This is a genomic window from Microbispora sp. NBC_01389 (genome assembly GCF_045040095.1).
GTDB lineage: Bacteria > Actinomycetota > Actinomycetes > Streptosporangiales > Streptosporangiaceae > Microbispora.
Window position 1 is genome coordinate 3,378,595 of the sequence record NZ_CP109552.1, and the last position, 17,520, is coordinate 3,396,114.

At 73.4% G+C, this 17,520-nt stretch carries 14 protein-coding genes; 7 read left to right on the forward strand and 7 right to left on the reverse strand.

Features of this window, described 5'->3' with window-relative positions; translation table 11 throughout:
- Positions 1 to 215 precede the first annotated feature (215 nt).
- Positions 216 to 1,157, reverse strand: coding sequence for an RDD family protein (locus tag OG344_RS15380; protein ID WP_327043957.1), 942 nt, complete (start codon positions 1,155 to 1,157; stop codon positions 216 to 218).
- A 165-nt stretch (positions 1,158 to 1,322) separates the two neighbouring features.
- On the opposite strand from OG344_RS15380, the gene OG344_RS15385 reads away from it, so the two are divergent.
- A complete protein-coding gene (locus OG344_RS15385; RefSeq protein WP_327043958.1) occupies positions 1,323 to 2,315 on the forward strand; it encodes a stage II sporulation protein M in 993 nt (330 codons plus the stop codon).
- An 18-nt stretch (positions 2,316 to 2,333) separates the two neighbouring features.
- Here the strand turns inward: OG344_RS15385 and OG344_RS15390 are convergent, their stop codons facing one another.
- The 5 genes from OG344_RS15390 to OG344_RS15410 all read right to left on the reverse strand — a co-directional run bounded on the left by OG344_RS15390 (position 2,334) and on the right by OG344_RS15410 (position 8,366).
- Entirely contained in the window at positions 2,334 to 3,761 is a 1,428-nt protein-coding gene (locus tag OG344_RS15390; protein ID WP_405088797.1) for a DUF58 domain-containing protein, read from the reverse strand.
- A gap of 7 nt (positions 3,762 to 3,768) precedes the next feature.
- On the reverse strand, positions 3,769 to 4,863 hold the full coding sequence (locus OG344_RS15395; RefSeq protein WP_405088798.1) for an AAA family ATPase: 1,095 nt from the start codon (positions 4,861 to 4,863) through the stop codon (positions 3,769 to 3,771).
- Positions 4,860 to 6,014 (reverse strand): DUF4350 domain-containing protein, encoded by a 1,155-nt coding sequence (locus OG344_RS15400; protein WP_405088799.1) that lies wholly within the window; start codon positions 6,012 to 6,014, stop codon positions 4,860 to 4,862. The genes OG344_RS15395 and OG344_RS15400 overlap by 4 nt, the downstream gene beginning before the upstream one ends.
- Positions 6,015 to 6,087: 73 nt before the next feature.
- Entirely contained in the window at positions 6,088 to 6,774 is a 687-nt protein-coding gene (locus OG344_RS15405; protein ID WP_405088800.1) for a DUF4129 domain-containing protein, read from the reverse strand.
- 5 nt (positions 6,775 to 6,779) lie between these two features.
- Positions 6,780 to 8,366, reverse strand: coding sequence for a glycerophosphoryl diester phosphodiesterase membrane domain-containing protein (locus tag OG344_RS15410; RefSeq protein WP_405088801.1), 1,587 nt, complete (start codon positions 8,364 to 8,366; stop codon positions 6,780 to 6,782).
- 322 nt (positions 8,367 to 8,688) lie between these two features.
- Between OG344_RS15410 and mtrA the strand changes: the two genes are divergently transcribed.
- From mtrA to OG344_RS15440, 6 genes are all read left to right on the forward strand, one after another.
- The gene (gene mtrA, locus OG344_RS15415) at positions 8,689 to 9,366 is read left to right on the forward strand and encodes an MtrAB system response regulator MtrA (protein ID WP_327043964.1); all 678 of its coding nucleotides are present in this window, start codon (positions 8,689 to 8,691) and stop codon (positions 9,364 to 9,366) included.
- Positions 9,367 to 9,381: 15 nt separating this feature from the next.
- On the forward strand, positions 9,382 to 11,133 hold the full coding sequence (gene mtrB / locus OG344_RS15420; RefSeq protein ID WP_405088802.1) for an MtrAB system histidine kinase MtrB: 1,752 nt from the start codon (positions 9,382 to 9,384) through the stop codon (positions 11,131 to 11,133).
- Positions 11,123 to 12,892 (forward strand): LpqB family beta-propeller domain-containing protein, encoded by a 1,770-nt coding sequence (locus OG344_RS15425; RefSeq protein ID WP_405088803.1) that lies wholly within the window; start codon positions 11,123 to 11,125, stop codon positions 12,890 to 12,892. Before mtrB ends, OG344_RS15425 begins: the two co-directional genes overlap by 11 nt.
- A gap of 46 nt (positions 12,893 to 12,938) precedes the next feature.
- Positions 12,939 to 13,952 (forward strand): ComF family protein, encoded by a 1,014-nt coding sequence (locus OG344_RS15430; protein WP_405088804.1) that lies wholly within the window; start codon positions 12,939 to 12,941, stop codon positions 13,950 to 13,952.
- 536 nt (positions 13,953 to 14,488) lie between these two features.
- A complete protein-coding gene (gene hpf / locus OG344_RS15435; protein WP_405088805.1) occupies positions 14,489 to 15,193 on the forward strand; it encodes a ribosome hibernation-promoting factor, HPF/YfiA family in 705 nt (234 codons plus the stop codon).
- A 262-nt stretch (positions 15,194 to 15,455) separates the two neighbouring features.
- The gene (locus tag OG344_RS15440; RefSeq protein WP_327043969.1) at positions 15,456 to 16,160 is read left to right on the forward strand and encodes a response regulator transcription factor; all 705 of its coding nucleotides are present in this window, start codon (positions 15,456 to 15,458) and stop codon (positions 16,158 to 16,160) included.
- A 59-nt stretch (positions 16,161 to 16,219) separates the two neighbouring features.
- On the opposite strand, the gene OG344_RS15445 is transcribed toward OG344_RS15440, so the two are convergent.
- Entirely contained in the window at positions 16,220 to 17,452 is a 1,233-nt protein-coding gene (locus tag OG344_RS15445) for a winged helix-turn-helix domain-containing protein (protein ID WP_405088806.1), read from the reverse strand.
- Positions 17,453 to 17,520 lie beyond the last annotated feature (68 nt).

Sequence of the window (17,520 nt, forward strand, 5' to 3'; positions counted from 1 at the left end):
AGATCGTCGGGTTCGCGTAGCCGCCGCAGGAGTTCGGCGGGGCGGTCGCGGCGGTCCTCGCTCGCTGACCGCCGGTGGAGGCCGGGACAACACGGAGGCGGGCACCGTCGGTGTGGCCTCTCCCTCAACACACCGGCGGCGCCCGCCTCAACCCCACTGCAGGATGCCCCATGACCTGCAATTGCCACAGGTGCCCCCCAATCGCGGGTCTACACCTACGTCGGCGGAACAAATCCTCCGGATGTCGTCGCCGGCCCTTCCGGCGCCTCTCCGCGAGGGGTGCCAGGCGCGGCCTGCCGCGCCTCCACCTGACGGCTGACCAGGGCATTTCCCCCGGGCGCGCCGTGCCCGCGCGGGCCGTGCCGCTGCGCGTCGTACCGCGTGCGATTTCTGTAGCGGGCGCGGTTCTCGCGGATTCCGGCGAGCCGCGCCTCCTCGCGACGCCTGCGCTCGGCCAGCACGGCGGCCAGATAGGCGTACGGCGGGACGCCGGGCGGGGGCGGCGGCGCGATCCGCGCGCTCACCTGACCGGCCACCCGCATTCCCATCTCCTCCCGCATCGGCGGGCTGAGCTGATGCCACCGGACGAGGTACTGCCGGGCGGTGGCGGCGAGCTCGCCGGACAGGCCGGAGAGCTCCAGCGTGGCCGCCCACGACGCCAGCGCCGGCGGCATCTCGGGAGGCGGGGTCTCGCCCGGCCCGCGCTCGCCGATGACGATCGTCCCGGCGAACACGTCGCCCAGGCGTTTGCCGCGCGGGTTCAGCAGCGAGGTGATGAGCGCCGGGGCGCCGAAGAACGGCGTCCAGAACTCCAGGAACCCGGCGAGCCCGCGGAACAGCGCCTGCCGGAAGCGTTCCGGCCCGCCGTCGTCGCTCACCACCCGCAGGCCCAGCGCGAGCTTGCCCGGTGAGCGGCCCCGGGTGAGCGTTTCGAACGCGACCGGATAGCCCACGGTGACGAGCACGGTGAACAGGATGATCAGCGCGACGGACAGCGCGTCGTCGGTCAGCACCGAGGCGTTGGAGACCAGCACGGCCGCCACGATGAGCACGGTCCACTGCGCGACGAAATCGATCAGGAAGGCCAGGGCGCGGCTGGGCAGCTGGGCCACGCGGACCTCGACGACGACGGCCTCACCCGTCACGACTTCGGACACACTGCGCACCCTACTGTGTTCAATTGCCGCGCCTTCGGCACGGCGGCTCGGGCGCCTACAGTCCGTGTCTTCCCTCGGTGCGTGCTCGCTCGTTCCTCGCTCCGCGCGCTCCTCAGTCCAGACACGGCCGCGCACCTCGCGGCCGTGGTCGATAGGGTCCGATCCGTGGACATCGATGCGTTCGTCGCCGCGAGCAAGCCGTCGTGGGACCGGCTGGACGACCTCGTACGGCGGCGGCGCTCGCTGCGCGGCGCGGAGATCGACGAACTGGTGGAGCTCTACCAGCAGGCGGCCACGCACCTGTCCATCGTCCGGTCCGCGTCGACCGACGCGCTGCTCGCCGGTCGCCTGTCGTCGCTGGTCGCGCGGGCCCGCTCGGCCGTCACCGGCGCCCACAGCCCGGCCTGGCGGGAGGTGGCCCGGTTCTTCACCGTGTCGTTCCCGGTCGTCGCCTACCGGGCCCGGCGCTGGTGGATCGGCGCCACGGTCGCCTCGCTCGTCGTGGCGTACGTCATGGGCGTGTGGGTGGCGACCGACCCGGCGGTGCAGGGCGTCGTCGGCACGCCGGAGGAGATCCGGCAGATGGTCGAGCACGACTTCGCCGACTACTACTCCGAGAACCCGGCGGCGTCCTTCGCGGGCCATGTGTGGCTCAACAACGCCTGGCTGTCCATGCAGGTGGTGGTCTCGGCGATCCTGCTCGGCCTGCCCATTCCGTGGATGCTGTGGCAGAACTCGGCCAACGTCGGGGTGCTCGGCGGCCTGATGCACGCACACGGCAAGGCCGACGTGTTCTGGGGGCTGATCCTGCCGCACGGCATGCTGGAGCTGACCGCGGTGTTCCTGGCGGCGGGGGCGGGCATGCGGCTGGGCTGGACGGTCGTCGACCCCGGCCCGAGGCGGCGGGCGGACGCGCTGGCCGAGCAGGGCAGGGCCGTGATGAGCGTCGCGCTCGGCCTCGTCGTGGTGCTGTTCGTCTCCGGGCTCATCGAGGCGGGGGTCACCCCCTCGGGCCTGCCGACCTGGGCGCGCATCACGATCGGCGCGCTCGCGGAGGCGCTGTTCCTCACCTACGTCGTCGTCTTCGGCCGCCGGGCGGAGCGCCGGAACGAGACGGGCGACATCGAACGCGCCCCCGACCTGGCCCCCACGGCCTGACGGGCCGCACCTGCCGAGTCACAGCCGGCCGGCGGCCTTGAGCGCGAGATAGGCGTCGGCGAGCGCGGGGGCGAAGTCCTCGGGCAGCGCGTCGACGACCTCCACGCCCTGGCGGCGCAGCGTCGCCGTGACCTCGCTCCGCTCGCCGCGCAGCCGTTCCGCGGCGGCGGCGTCGTACACCGCCTCGGCGCTGCCCCGCCCGGCCGCCATCTCGGCCACCCGCGGGTCGGCCACCGCGGCGACCAGGACCAGGTGACGCGCCGACAACTGGGGCAGCACGGGCAGCAGCCCCTCTTCCATGGCCGCCGTGTTCAGGTCGGTCAGCAGCACCACCAGGCAGCGCCGCCGGGCCCGGGACAGCACGGCCGCCGCCATCCCGGCCGCGTCGGCCTCGACCAGCTCCGCCTCGACCGGCGCCATCGCGTTCACCATCGACGACAGCAGTTCGGTGCGCGACGCGCCGGACACCTGCGCCCGTACGGCCCGGTCGTAGGCGAGGAAGTCCACCCGGTCGCCGGCCCGCGCGGCGAGGGCCGCGAGGAGCAGCGCGGCGTCCATCGACCAGTCCAGCCGGGGCCACCCGGCGGCCCCCGAACCAGGCCCCGAACCGGCTCCCGAACCGGCTCCCGAACCGGCTCGCGGACGTCGTCCGGGGCCCGCGGCCGCTTCCGGGCCCGGCGCGCCGGCGTCCGGTCCGAAGCCCAGGGGCGCCGTCCCGATCCGGCCGGCCGAGGTGCGGCCGGTGTCGAGCACGATCAGCACACGGCGGTCGCGTTCCGGCCGCCAGGTGCGCACGACGACGTCGCTGCGCCGGGCGCTCGCCCGCCAGTCGATCGAGCGGACGTCGTCGCCGACCACGTACTCGCGCAGCGAGTCGAACTCGGTGCCCTGGCCGCGCACCAGGGCCGGGTGCCGTCCGTCCATCTCGCGCAGGCGGGCCAGCCGCGCCGGCAGATGCCTGCGGCTGAGGAACGGCGGCAGCACCCGGACGGTCCACGGCGCCTCGAACGTCCGCTGCCGCGCCGCCAGGCCCAGCGGCCCGACCGAGCGCACCGTCACGGCCACGGCCTCCCGGTCACCCCTGCGTACGGGCGTCAGCGTCGTGACCAGGCGCCGTCGCTCGCCGGGCGGCACGTCGAGCGCCTGCCGCCGTGGGGCGGCCCCGGCCGAGGGCTGCCAGGCGTCGCGCAGCACGCCCCGCAGCCGGCGCGGGCCGGGGTTGTCCACGACCAGCCCGATCGTGAGCGACCCGCCGAGCCGTACGCGGCTCTCGCCGTCCCGGTGGAAGCGCAGCCCGCGTACGCCGCCCGCGAGCAGCAGGTCGGCCGTCACGAGCGCGGCCAGCACCAGCGCGGCGGCCGGCACGACCAGGCCGGGCTCGGGGGCGAGGAGCACCACGATCGCGGCGAGGGCGGCGAGCAGCCCCACGCGCCCCGTCAGCGCCACGCGGCCCTCACCGGGGCACCGGTACGGCCGACAGGATGCCCTCCAGGATGCCGTCCGGGGTGGCGCCCTCCAGCTCGGCCTCCGGGCGCAGTCCCACGCGGTGCCGCAGGGCGGGCCGGGCGAGGGCCTTCACGTCGTCGGGGGTGACGTACGACCGGCCCGACAGCCAGGCCCAGGCCCGCGCGGCGGCGAGCAGCGCGGTGGCGCCGCGCGGCGAGACGCCGAGCTGGAGCGAGGGCGACTGCCGGGTGGCCCGCGCGAGGTCCACGATGTAGCCGAGCACCTCCGGGCCCACGTGGACCTGGGCGACCGCCCGCCGTCCCGCCGCGAGGTCGGTCGCGGACGCCACCGCCTTCAGCTCCGACAGGTCGCGCGGGTCGAAGCCGAGCGCGTGCCGTTCGAGGACGGCGATCTCCTGCTCGCGCGGCGGCAGCGGCACGGTGAGCTTGAGCAGGAACCGGTCGAGCTGCGCCTCGGGAAGCTGGTAGGTGCCCTCGTACTCGACGGGGTTCTGCGTCGCCACCACGATGAAGGGGTCGGGCAGCGCGCGGGCCGCTCCGTCGACGCTGACCTGTCGTTCCTCCATCGCCTCCAGCAGGGCGGCCTGGGTCTTCGGCGGGGTGCGGTTGATCTCGTCGGCGAGCAGCAGGTTGGTGAAGACCGGTCCCTCGCGGAACTCGAACTCCGCCGTCCGCGCGTCGTAGACCAGTGATCCCGTCACGTCACCCGGCATCAGGTCGGGGGTGAACTGCACGCGTTTGAAGTCGAGCGCGAGCGTGGCCGACAGTGTGCGGACGAGCAGGGTCTTGGCCACCCCGGGCACGCCTTCCAGCAGCACGTGCCCCCGGCAGAGCAGCGCGATGACCAGGCCGGTGACGACCGGGTCCTGGCCTACGACCGCCTTGCCGACCTCCGCGCGCAGCGCCGCCAGCGCCTCCCGCGCGGCGTCGGCGCCGGGAGGCGCCGGCAGCGGCGGAAGCGACGCGGACGACGGAACCGGCTGCGTCGAGGGCGTCGAGGGCGCCGGCGGCATCGGCGGTGGGGTGGCCGGGGGCACGGGGGACGACGCCGAGGGGGCGGCGCCCGGTCCGGGGGTGGTCACGAGTCTCGAACCTGCCTTTCCAATGTGTCCAGGTCGGCGGCGAGGGCCACCAGTGCGGCGTCGTCGGCCGGTTCGGGACCGCACAGCAGCGCCCGCACCGGTCCCGGGTCCTGCCCGGTACGCGCCGCCGCGGCGTCGGCCACCTCCTCGGCCGTCGCCGTACGCGGCACGCCCAGGAGAGGGGCGAGCCGGTCGGCGGCGGCGGCCCGCAGGGCGAGGGCGGCGCGGTCCCTGGCCCGGCGGGATCGGTAGAGCAGGCCCCGCCCCTCCACGGTCTCCGAGGCCCGTACGACCACGGGAAGACGCTCGGTCACGACCGGCCCGAGGCGGCGCGCCCGCCACAGGGCGGTCACGGCCACCGCGACGACGAGCTGGAAGACCGCCCAGTTGACGCCGCCCGGGATGAGGTCGCCGAGCGACCTCGCCGGTTCGCCGTCCGCCCCTGTCGCGCCGTCGTCGGCGGGATCGCCGGCCTGGGCGAGCCAGATCAGCTTCGGCCGCGCACCGGCCAGGTTCAGCGCGAGCGCCGCGTTGCCGTCGTCCGCGAGCCACAGGTTGGTCATGAACGTCGCGTCGCCCAGCGCGGTCACCGTGTGCCCGTTCTCCGTGTAACGGACCAGCGTGTGGCCGTCGCCCGCCGGGTAGCAGCCCGTGGACCCGGGCGGGCTGGAGAAGGAGATTCCGCCGGTGAAGGCGTCACCGGCCCGCACGGCCTCCCGCAGCGCGCACCGGGGCGCCCGGGAGCGGGCGCGCTCGACGCTCTCCCTGTTCAGGCCGGGGGCGAGGACGTCGAGGAAGGACGCGTGTCCGGCGATGAGCCGGTCGCCGGGCGCCTCGGCCAGCCGGACGGCGGCGTCCCGGTCACCGAGCAGGCTCGCCTCGGTGATCAGCAGCAGGGTCTCGGGCCCCGCGGCGGCCACCGCCGCACCGGCCGTCTCCACCCGGACGACCTCCACCCCGTGCGCTTCGAGCAGATGGGCGAGGGCGGCGCTCCCGAAGACCGAGGTGTCGGCCGGGTCCAGGAGCCACCCGGCGGGCCGGTCCGGTGCGAGCAACGCGGGCAGCGCCGCCGCGCCCAGCACGAGCAGCACCACCAGCGCGCCCCAGGCCGTCCCCCGGCCCCGCCGCGCCCTCGTTGCGGTCTCGGTCATGGGGTCACGTCCGGCGCGAGCGTCATCGGTGTGATCCTCGCCGTCCGCCGGCGTCGGAGGCGTGTGCGCATGGTCATGCCGTCACGCCCGTGCGGGCCGATCGCAGGCGCTCGTCCAGGGCGGCGAGCGTCAGGTATTCCTCGCGGGTGCCGCCGGCCTCGCCGTACGTGACGTCGTCGAACAGGCGTGCCGCCGCCCGCAGGTCCGCCGCGTGGGACGGCAGCGCCTGCCCGGCGGCCTCGGCGAGCTCCATCGCCGTACGACCCGGCAGCGGGGCGACGACGGCGCGCTCCTCCAGGTCGCGGGCGACGGCGCGCAACCGTTCCCGGACGGCCCCGGCCCAGTCCTCCTCGGCCGCCAGGCGTTCGGCCTCCGACCTGTGCTCGGCGGCCGTCCGCTCGCGTCGTCCGAACACGGCACCCGGCTCCGCCCTCCCCGAGCCGGAGAAGCGGCGCAGGGCCCACAGGAGCAGCAGGGCGAGGACGACCAGGACGACGACGATCACCACGAGCGACAGCACGCCGCCCGTGCCCGCCCCGTCGCCGCTCATCAGGTCACCGATGAACTGGAGGAACTTCCGCCGTAACCGGTCGAACAGCGGCTCGTGCTGGTAGGCCATCCTCGACAGCTCGCGCGCCGCCTCGCCTGCGGCCTGGTCGCGGCCGATGTCGACGGGCGAGGCGAACGACGGCACGAACGACGGCACAAGCGACGGCACGAACGACGGCACGAACGACGCGGCGAGCGGTGCGAACGGCACCGTCGTCACCCCTGCGGTCCGTTCGGCGGGGTTCCGTAGTAGGGCGAGGCCCCGGGTGGGGTTCCGTAGTACGGCGAGGCTCCGGGTGGGGTCCCGTCGTAGGGTGGAGATCCGGGGCCGGGCGCCGGTCCCGCCGCGGCCGCGTGGCTCGGGTGCCACAGGTCGTCGACGCCGGTGTGGACCCAGCCCTGCGACTGGTTCTGCGCGGCCGCCGTCTGCAGCACGAGGTCGAACGCCTCGGCCCGCATCCGCCGGTCGGCGTAGAGGAGCCCGGCCACGCCCGCCTGGAAGGGATAGGTGATCATGGAGGCGACGACGCTGCCCGCGGCCAGGAGGACCGTGGTGAGCGCCGTGGCGGCGACCGTGCCGCCGCCGAACATCCCGATCAGGGAACCGCCGATCGTGAACGGGACGCCCAGCACGCTGGAGGTGATGCCCGCGAGCACGGCGGCGAGCACCAGGATGCCGAACACCCGCCAGCTGCCGCCCTTCACCAGCCGCCACGACCGGGCCATCGCGTCGGTGACCCCGCGGCCCTCCAGCACGACGGCCGGGGCCGCCAGCGAGAAGCGGGTGTAGAAGAAGGCGGCGTACGGGATGTAGGCCAGGACGAACACCAGACTGACGGTCACGAAGGCGCCCGCCGTCGTGTCACCCAGCCCCAGGGCCACGAGGAGCGCGAGGAGAACGAGCAGCGGCGCCATGAGGATGAGGGCCTGCAGCAAAGCCAGCCCCAGCAGGGCGAGCACCCGCGACCGTGCGAGCCGCCAGGCCTCACCCACCGTGATCCGGCCGCCGAACACCGCGCGGCCGAGCACCCGGGTGAGGATGCCCGTGAGGATCATCGTGCCCAGGAACGTCATGATGTAGGTGATGATCGCGCCGACGTACTGCGCGGCCACGCCGACGACCGGGAGCGCGGATGAGGTGGTCGTCCCGTAGGAACCGGAGCCGAAGCTTTCCAGCGTTGTCCCGACCATGCCGAGGCCGACCGCCTGGCCGAGTGCGCCCGGGATCGAGGCGACGGCCGCCACGATCGCCGACAGGCCGAGCGTGGCCTTCGGGTTCGAGCGGATCAGCTTGATCGTGCCGTCCAAGATGTCGCCGAGCGTCAGCGGGCGCAGCGGGATGATCCCCGGACGGGGCGCGTCGGGCGGGCGCTGTCCGTAGGGGCCCTGGACGTACGGGCCCTGGGCGTACGGGCCCTGGGCGTGGGGACCTTGGGCGTGGGGACCGGACCCGTGGTGCGGCCCGCCCGCCTGCGGGCCCGGACCATACGGCCCGGTCTGGCCGTATCCGGGCTGCCCGTACTGCTGGCCGTATCCGGGCTGACCAGCTTGGCCGTACGGGCCGGAAGGGCCGGGCTGACCAGGGTGTCCGGGCTGACCGGGCTGGCCGTACGGGCCGGGCTGACCATAGGAAATGGGCTGGCCGTACGGGCCGGTCTGGGGGCCGGCGGGGCCTTCCCGGCCGCCGGGGGCGGCCCAGGATTCGCCCGTACCACCGGTCCCGGCGGCTCCGCCGTACGGCGGAGGTTGCTCGGCCGCCCAGCCGGAGGGCACGTCGGGGGAGGAGCCGGGGCCGTCAGTCATGTCCCAATCCTGGCATGATGTACGTGCGTGTGCCGCGTGATCACCAAGCGTCCCTTCACAGGCGGAAGCGAGCCGACAACGGGGATGGCCGAAAACGGGACGCGGGCGCACACTTGGAACGTGACCGCACCACGGGATTCCCGCCGGTGTGACCGCATCTGGTCAAATAATCCCGGCCATGGTCTGCTGCGCCCACGCTCCATCCCGCCTAAACTCCAACCTCTGTCATGGTCGTGTAACACCCGAGCGGCGGCCACCGGTAGCCTGCGGGGGTACCTGTGACAAACGCCCAAATCTCCCAAACGCGTACGAATGAGGGGCCATGAAAGGACGTGTGCTCGTCGTCGACGACGACGCAGCTCTCGCCGAGATGCTCGGCATCGTCTTGCGCGGGGAGGGTTTCGAACCGTCATTCGTGTCCGACGGCGACAAGGCGCTCGACGCGTTCCGGGACACCCGGCCGGATCTCGTCCTGCTCGACCTGATGCTCCCCGGCGCCGACGGCATCGACGTCTGCCGCCGCATCCGGGCCGAGTCCGGGGTCCCCATCGTCATGCTGACGGCCAAGAGCGACACCATCGACGTGGTCCTCGGCCTGGAGTCCGGCGCCGACGACTACATCGTCAAGCCGTTCAAGCCGAAGGAACTCGTCGCCCGGGTGCGCGCCCGCCTGCGCCGCACCGACGAGCCCACCCCCGAGATCCTCCAGATCGGCGACATCACGATCGACGTGGCCGGTCACTCGGTCAAGCGCGGCGAGGAGGCCATCAACCTCACGCCGCTGGAGTTCGACCTGCTGGTCGCGCTGGCGCGCAAGCCCCGCCAGGTCTTCACCCGCGAGGTGCTGCTGGAGCAGGTCTGGGGTTACCGGCACGCCGCCGACACCCGCCTCGTGAACGTGCACGTCCAGCGCCTGCGCGCGAAGATCGAGAAGGACCCCGAGCACCCGGAGATCGTGGTCACGGTGCGCGGGGTGGGTTACAAGGCCGGCCCCGCTTAGGCGCCCGCTCCCACCATGCCGGCACCCGCGAGAAAGTCCCGCCGCCGGACCCCCGGTCAGATCGCCCGTGGGGTCCGCAGACGCGCGCGCCGTCTCGCTGGCCGGCTCCGGAGGGTCTGGCGGCGCTCGCTCCAGCTCCGCGTCGTCACCAGCACGCTGGTGCTGTCGATGGCCGTCGTGGTCGTCCTCGGCGTGTTCCTGATGCAGTCGATCTACGCGTCGGTGCACAAGGCCAGCGAGGTGTCCGCGGTCGCGGAGTCGCAGGCCAACAACGCCACCGCGAGCGGTTACCTGAGCCGGCTCTCCGACATCGGCGACACCGGGCAGGACGGTACGGCGCCCGGCCCGGTGGGCGACCCCGCCGACACGGCGGCCCAGGCGCTGGCGGACCGCTCCGGCGGCCGCTACGACGTCGTCATCTACAACACGAGCATGGTCGGGCAGGGCAGGGTCTCCGGCCAGATCGACCCGCTGAGCATCCCCGCGTCCCTCCGGGCGGACGTCCGGAACAGCGACGAGGACCACCCTCTGTGGCACCAGACCGTGACGGTGCGCTACATCGGCGCCAAGCAGCCCGAGCCCGCCCTGGTGGTCGGCGCCATGGTCAACGGGACCTACGAGATCTACCACGTCTTCCCGCTGGGCGACGAGGAGAAGACCTTCCAGGCGGTCCAGCGGATGCTGATCGGCGCGGGCGCCGCGCTCGTGCTGCTGCTCGCGGGCGTCGCCTCGCTCGTCACCCGCCAGGTGGTGATCCCCGTACGGCTCGCGCGTCAGGCGGCGGAACGGCTGGCGGCCGGCCGCCTGGAGGAGCGGCTCAAGGTGCGCGGTGAGGACGACCTCGCCCGGCTGGCCACCTCGTTCAACGAGATGGCCTCCAACCTGGCCGTGAAGATCCACCAGCTGGAGGAGCTCTCCCAGGTGCAGCGCCAGTTCGTCTCCGACGTCTCGCACGAGCTGCGTACGCCGCTGACGACCGTCCGCATGGCCGCCGACCTGCTGTACGAGGGCCGCGAGGACTTCGACCCCTCGTCGGCGCGGGCGGCCGAGCTGATGCAGAACCAGCTCGAACGCTTCGAGTCCATGCTCGCCGACCTGCTGGAGATCAGCCGGTACGACGCGGGGGCCGCGACCCTCGACCTGGACCCCGTCGACATGCGCGACGTGGTGCTGCGCGCGGTGGGCGACTCCGAGACGCTGGCGGAGCGCCAGGCCACCCGGTTCGAGCTGCGCCTGCCCAACGAGCCCTGCATGGCCGAGGTGGACTTCCGCAGGGTCGAGCGCATCCTGCGCAACCTGCTGTTCAACGCCATCGAGCACGGAGAGGGCCGCGAGATCGTGGTCACGCTCGGCGCCGACCGCGACGCCGTGGCCGTGGCCGTACGCGACCACGGGGTCGGCCTGAAGCCGGGCGAGGAGAACATGGTCTTCGACCGCTTCTGGCGGGCCGATCCCTCGCGTGCCCGCACCATCGGCGGCACGGGTCTCGGGCTGGCGATCTCGCGGGAGGACGCGATGCTGCACGGCGGCTGGCTCCAGGCGTGGGGCGCCGCGGGCGAGGGCAGCCAGTTCCGCCTGTCGCTGCCGCGTGTCGCGGGGGCGCCGCTGCGCGGATCGCCGCTCCCGCTGGTCCCGCCGGAGGTGGAGATGCGGCGCACCTGGCGCGGCCACACCACGCCGGTCCTGACCCCCGCCGTCGGCGCGATCTCCGAGGCCGGGCCCCGCGTGCGGGAGAGCGCCGAGGCGGGCGGTTTCGATGCCGACTGAGCGTCGCGGCGCGGTGACCCGCCGCCTCGCGGCGTTCGCGGGCGTGGTCCTCGTGCTGGCCGGCGGCGGGGCGGGCTGCGCCACCGTGCCGACGAGCGGCCCCCGCCTCGCCCAGGAGGACAAGACCAAGGACACGCTCAGCGAGCCGTACGTGCGGATCATCGCGGAGCCGCCGAAGCAGGGCGCGTCGCCCGACGACATCGTCAAGGGCTTCCAGGCCGCCATGGCCTCCTTCGACGACGCCGAGTTGCGGATCGCCAAGCAGTACCTCACCCAGGGCGCGGCCCAGCGCTGGAACCCCAGGCGGCAGACCCGCGTCTACGAGGGCAAGATCGAGCCGGACCGTACGCAGGACCTCGAGCACGCCACCCGGACGACGGTGACGCTGAAGGGGACGAAGGTCGCCACGATCGACTCCGAGGGCAGGTACAACCCCGCGACCGGCACCCTCGTCGAGCCGTTCACCCTGGTCAAGGTGGGCGCCGAGTGGCGGATCGACATCCCGCCGGACGCTCGTCTGCTGTCGAGCGACGACGTGCGGCGGGCCTACCGGCGGGTGGATCTGTACTATCCCCCGGCAATTCCGGCGACGGGGCTGGTGGCCGACCGGGTGTGGGTGCCCATCGAGCCGAGCAGGGGGGTGCCCGAGACGCGGGTCCGCCGCCTGCTCGCCGGGCCGACCTCGTCGATCGCGAGCGCGGTGCGCAGCGCCTTCCCGGCCGGCACCGACCTCAACCGGATCACCGTCGAGGGCGACACGGTCGTGGTCGACTTCACCTCCCAGGTGGACACGGTGCCGGTCGACCGCCTCGACGCGCTCAAGGCGCAACTCGTGTGGACGCTCGGCGACCTGGTGACCGGCCGTACCGTGGAGATCCGCGTCAACGGCAGCAGCCCCGGCGTCCGGTTCCGGCCCGCCGACTACCACGCCTACGACCCGAACGTGCTGACCGGTTCGCCGCAGGCCTACTACATGCAGGGCGGCAGGCTGCTGCAGTACAAGGAGAAGGGCGCCGGCACCCCCGTGCCGGGCGCGGCGGGCGAGCAGGCCGGGAAGTTCACCGAGCCGGCCGTCCTGACCCAGTATCCGGTCTCGGTGGCGGCCCTGGTCAACGGCGACGGCGTCTACGTCGCGCCGATGACGCCGGGCAGCGCCTGGCAGCGGTGGATCGCCGGCCGGAACATGAGCCCGCCCTCCTGGGACCGGTACGGCGCCGTCTGGTCGGCCGAGAAGGTGAGCGCGCACGAGAGCCGCGTCTGGACGGCGGTCGCCGGCCAGCCCCGCAGGGTGGAGATCTCCGAGGAGCTGTCGTACGGGCGCATCATCAAGCTGCGGGTCTCCCGCGACGGGGCGAGGGTCGCCGCCATCCTCGACGACGGGCTCGGCACCTCTGTGCGGGTCGGCACGATTCTCCGCCTCGGCGAGCAGGTGCGGATCGACGACGTGCGGACGCTCATCGACTCGCGCGACGACCAGCAGATCGAGGACATCGCCTGGCAGGATGCCACCGATCTGCTCGTGCTGTCCAAGGTCAAGAGCGGCCAGGAGCTGACCCCGTGGTCGGTGATGGAGGGCAGGACGGACCCGGACGCCGGGCCCATCAAGCTGGATTCGAAGATCGAGTCGATCGCCGCCGCCCCCGACCACGTGATCGCCGCGGCCGACGAGGGCCAGGTGATCAGCTACAGCACCGACAAGCAGGCCTGGAACCAGCTCGCCAAGGAGGGCGCCACCAATCCGGTCTATCCCCTCGGCTGACCGGCCGTCCCGCCGGAATGTCGGTGGCGGGCGGGATGCTGGGCGCGTGGTGCCGGCGCTGCTCGACCTGATTTTCCCGCCCCGCTGCGCCGGATGCGGCGCGTGGGGCGCGACGGCCTGCCCGTCCTGCCTGGCGAGGCTGCTCGGGGAGGCGGCTCCACGACCGCCGGACCCGGCGCCGCCGGGCCTGCCGGACTGCTGGTCGGCCACCGCCTACGAGGGCGCGGCCCGCCGGATGATCCTCGCCTGCAAGGAACGCGGCCGTACGGCTCTGGTGCCGGTCCTGGCCGCCTGCGTGGCGACCTGCGTCGCCGCCTGGCAGGCCGAGGCCGAGGCGGCGACGGAGCGCGCGGAGGGCCCGGCGGGCGGGAGCCGGGCAGGAGCGGGGCCGACGTCTGGAGTCCTGGCGGGCGGGGGCCGGGCAGGAGTGGGGCCGGCAGGCCCGGTGCCGGTGACGTGGCTGGTGCCGGTGCCGAGCGCCCGGGCCGCCGTCCGCCGCCGGGGGCACGACCCGGTGCGCGCCGTCGCGACGGCCGCCGCCCGGGAGTTGTGCGCGCGGGGCCGCCCCGCCGTGCTCGCGCCGCTGCTGCGGCAGCGCCGGCGGGTGGCCGACCAGGCGGGCCTGGGCTCGCTGGAGCGGGCCGCCAACCTCTCCGGAGCCTTCGAAGTCGATCTCCGCGCCCTGGAACCCCTTACACTCGCGCTCCGCGCTCCGCAGCCGCCAGGAGTCGCGCTCCGCGCTCCGCAGCCCCTTGCCGCGCTCCGCGCTCTGTGGCGGACGGAGCGGGCCGACGGCCTGCCGGGGGGCTCCCGGGCGGATCTTCGCGCCGCGGGGACGCTGGGGCCGTCTCACAGCGGCACAGGGCGTGGTGTGGGGTTCCGGGTCGTCCTGGTGGACGACGTCGTCACGACCGGGGCGACGCTGGCGGAGGCCGCGCGGGCGCTGCGCGCGGCGGGCGTCGCACCGTCGGCGGCGGTGACGATCGCCGCCACCCCCCGGCGTGTCCCGTATGGCGCGACACGCCGGAAGCGCCACATTGCCGATAATCACGGATGGTAAAGCTTGAGGCGGATTCGCCCCTCGCCGTCTCCTCGCCGCCGAGGAGACGGCGAGGCGGAGGATTCGGCGAGCCACCTGCTCGGTGGAGGTGTGGACACCGGATCTGCGGGGATTCCAGGAATATGACCGCGAGTTTTCCAAGGGTGAGACGGCAACCCGGATCACGCAAAGTGATCGTCCGGCTCTCCTCTTGGCTGACATCCATGTCGGTAGCGACTAGCGTTCAGACATGGCACCCGTCCGGGTCCGTGGTTGCGCCGGGCCGACTCCCTCGTGGGGTCCGGCCTGGCAAGCCGATGCCAGCCGCAGGCGAAACGGTCCACGTAAGGCGACTCTTGGTCGACCGATCACGGTGCGGCTTAGAGGTAAGTCCTGCCCTCCCGGGGGTCCAGATGTCCCCCGCAAGAGGAGAAGGGCAGTAGTGGCGACTGAGCTGCGAACCCCTCAGCAGGCGGATGTGGGGACGAAGACCAGGTCGGCCGGACGGGTGCTCCGAAAGCCGTGCACCGCAGTCGATGTGCGAAGGGAGGCTTTGCGTGGAAATCATCGTCAAGGGACGGCACACCACAGTGAGTGACCGCTTCCGTGATCACGTGACGTCCAAGCTGGCCAGAATCCAACGACTGGACAACAAGCTCATCCAGGCCGATGTGGAGGTCTCCAAGGAGTCCAACCACCGGCAGAGCGGGCAACGCGAACGGGTGGAGCTCACCATCCACTCACGTGGCCCCGTCATCCGCGCCGAGGCGTGCGCGGACGACCGCTTCTCGGCCCTGGACATCGCCATCGGCAAGCTCGAAGAGCGGCTGAGGCGGCTTGCCGACCGACGCAAGATCCACCACGGGAAGAACTGCCCGCCCTCGACGGCCGAGCTCACGGCGGTGATGGAGGACGCCCGAGGGGTGGTCCGCACCGCCCGGGAGGAGCCCGGGCCGGTCGCGGAGGTCGCGGCGGTGCGGGCGTCCCCGGCGGCCCCGGCGTTCGCCGAGTGGGAGCGGGAGCCGGAGCGGGTCGAGGATTCCGGGCCGATCGTCCCCATCGAGATGGACGGCGACGGACCACTGATCGTGCGCGAGAAGTTCCACAAGGCCGACCCCATGACGATCGACCAGGCGCTCCTCGAGATGGAGCTGGTGGGTCACGACTTCTACCTCTTCCGTGACAAGGAGGGGGGACTGCCCAGCGTCGTCTACCGGCGGCGGGGCTACGACTACGGTCTGCTCAGGCTCGTCGAGCCCTGAGGCAGGTCCTCGTGCGGTCCCCGGCCCCGACGGACGCGCGGGGATCCAGGTGGATGCATCGCAAGGCGGAGGAGGAGGTCGGAGCGGAGCCTCCGGCCGACGACGACAACGCAGCGAGGCGCCGCCTGGGTCCCGCGCAGCGGGCCGGGGCACCGCGCGATCCCTCGGAGGAGGCCCGGTCCGGCGCGACGAAGATCCCTAACACTCCGGAACCCGTGTCATGATGGCGATCCAGCGTCCTTGGCCCCCGCAAGGAGGTTCCGTGACCCGACCCGACGAGGCGGCTCGAGCAGCCGGTAGAAGCGAGCCGATCCGTGTCCTGATCGTCGACGATCACGCACTGATCCGCCGCAGCCTGGAGCTCGCGCTGGCCGCGGAGGCGGACATCGAGGTGGTAGGCGAGGCCGGCGACGGCCAGGAGGCGGTGGAGCTCGCCGACCGGCTGATGCCGGACGTGGTCCTGATGGACGTCCGGATGCCGAAGCTGGACGGCATCGGAGCGACCCGGAAGATCAAGGAGTCGGTGCCGAGCACCCGGATCATCATGCTGACCGTCAGCGACGAGGAGGAGGACCTCTTCGAAGCGATCAAGGCGGGCGCGACCGGGTATCTGCTCAAGGACGTCCAGATCGACGAGGTGCCCGACGCGGTGCGCGGGGTGCACGAGGGGCAGTCGCTCATCAACCCGGCCATGGCGGCCAAGCTGATCACCGAGTTCGCGAACATGAGCCGCAAGGAGGCCGAGCGGCCCCCGCAGCTTCCCGTCCCCCGCCTGACCGAGCGTGAGATGGAGGTCCTGCGGCTGGTCGCGAAGGGCATGAACAACCGCGAGATCGCCAAGGACCTGTTCATCTCCGAGAACACGGTGAAGAACCACGTCCGCAACATCCTGGAGAAGCTGCAACTGCACTCCCGGATGGAGGCGGTCGTCTACGCGGTGCGCGAGCGCCTGCTGGAGATCACCTGAGCCCCGGCCGATCCCTGCCTTCGCCGTGATGCCCGGCCCGGCGAGTGCCGGTGCGGTGGTCAGCGTGGGTCGCGGGCCACGGCGGCGCGCAGCGGGGCCTCCAGCTCGGGCGCCCCGACCCGCTCGACGCGTACGTCGGCGCAGCCGGCCCAGCTCGCGGCCTCCCACAGCGCGTCGCTCATCGCCGTCACGTCCCTGGCCCGCGCCCCGGGCTCGAACCCGACCTGGCGGGCGACCAGGGTGGCGCCCTCGCGGGCCGGGTCGACCCGGCCGATGATCCGGCCGCCCGCGAGCACGGGCATCGCGAAGTAGCCGTGGACCCGCTTGTCCCTCGGCACGTAGGCCTCCAGCCGATGGCTGAGGCCGAAGACGCGCTCGGCCCGCGCCCGCTCCCAGATCAGCGAGTCGAACGGTGACAGCGGCGTCGTGCGGTGCCGCCCGCGCGGCTCGCCGTCCAGCGCCGCGGGGTCGGCCCAGGCGTTGGGCCCACCGGCGCCCCCACCGCGCCGGGCGGGCCAGCCCGACACCCGTACGGGGACCAAGCCGGCCGCTCCGCTGCGCAGGGCCTCGTCGAGCAGGGCGCCGTGAGCGCCCCTGACGCGGGTGAAGTCGGCCAGGTCGGCCCGGGTGGCCACGCCCAGCGCGCGCCCGGCGATGCCGGTCAGCCGGGTCACGCACTCGGCGTCGGACAGGTCCCGGCCGAGCAGCTCCGCCGGGACCGCGCGCTCGGCGAGCTCGTAGACCCGCCGCCAGCCGGCGCGGCGGGTGCAGACGACCTCGCCGATGTCGAGCAGCCACTCAATGGCGATCTTGGTGTCCGACCAGTCCCACCATTCACCCGCCTGTGTCGAGCCGGAGGCGCGCCGGTCAACACGGGATCCGCCGATGTCGGCGGTGGTCAGCGGGCCGTCGGAGCGCACCTGCTCCAGCACCTTGTCGACCACGGGCGGCACCTCGTGCCACCGGAACCGCCGTTCCCGGAACGCGCGGCGGCGGAAGTCGTACAGCGGCCACTGCTCGATGGGCAGGACGCAGGCGGCGTGGCACCAGTATTCGAAGGCGCGGGCGGGGGAGTCCCAGTAGGCGCGCTCGACCGCGTCCCGGCCGACCGCCCCGAGCCTCGCGTACGCGACGAGCTCGTGGGAGCGGGCCAGGACGGAGATGGTGTCGAGCTGGACGGCGCCGACGCGCCGCAGCATGGCGGGAACCCCGCCGCCGCGCGCGGCGGCGCCGAGGAAACCCTGGGCCCGGAGGATGATCCTGCGGGCCTCGTCGGCGGTCAGGTCGGTCACAGGAGGAGATGGTAGACGCGGTGACCGACAAAACGCCTACGGCGGTTCAGGGCCGGGTCTCCCGGGCG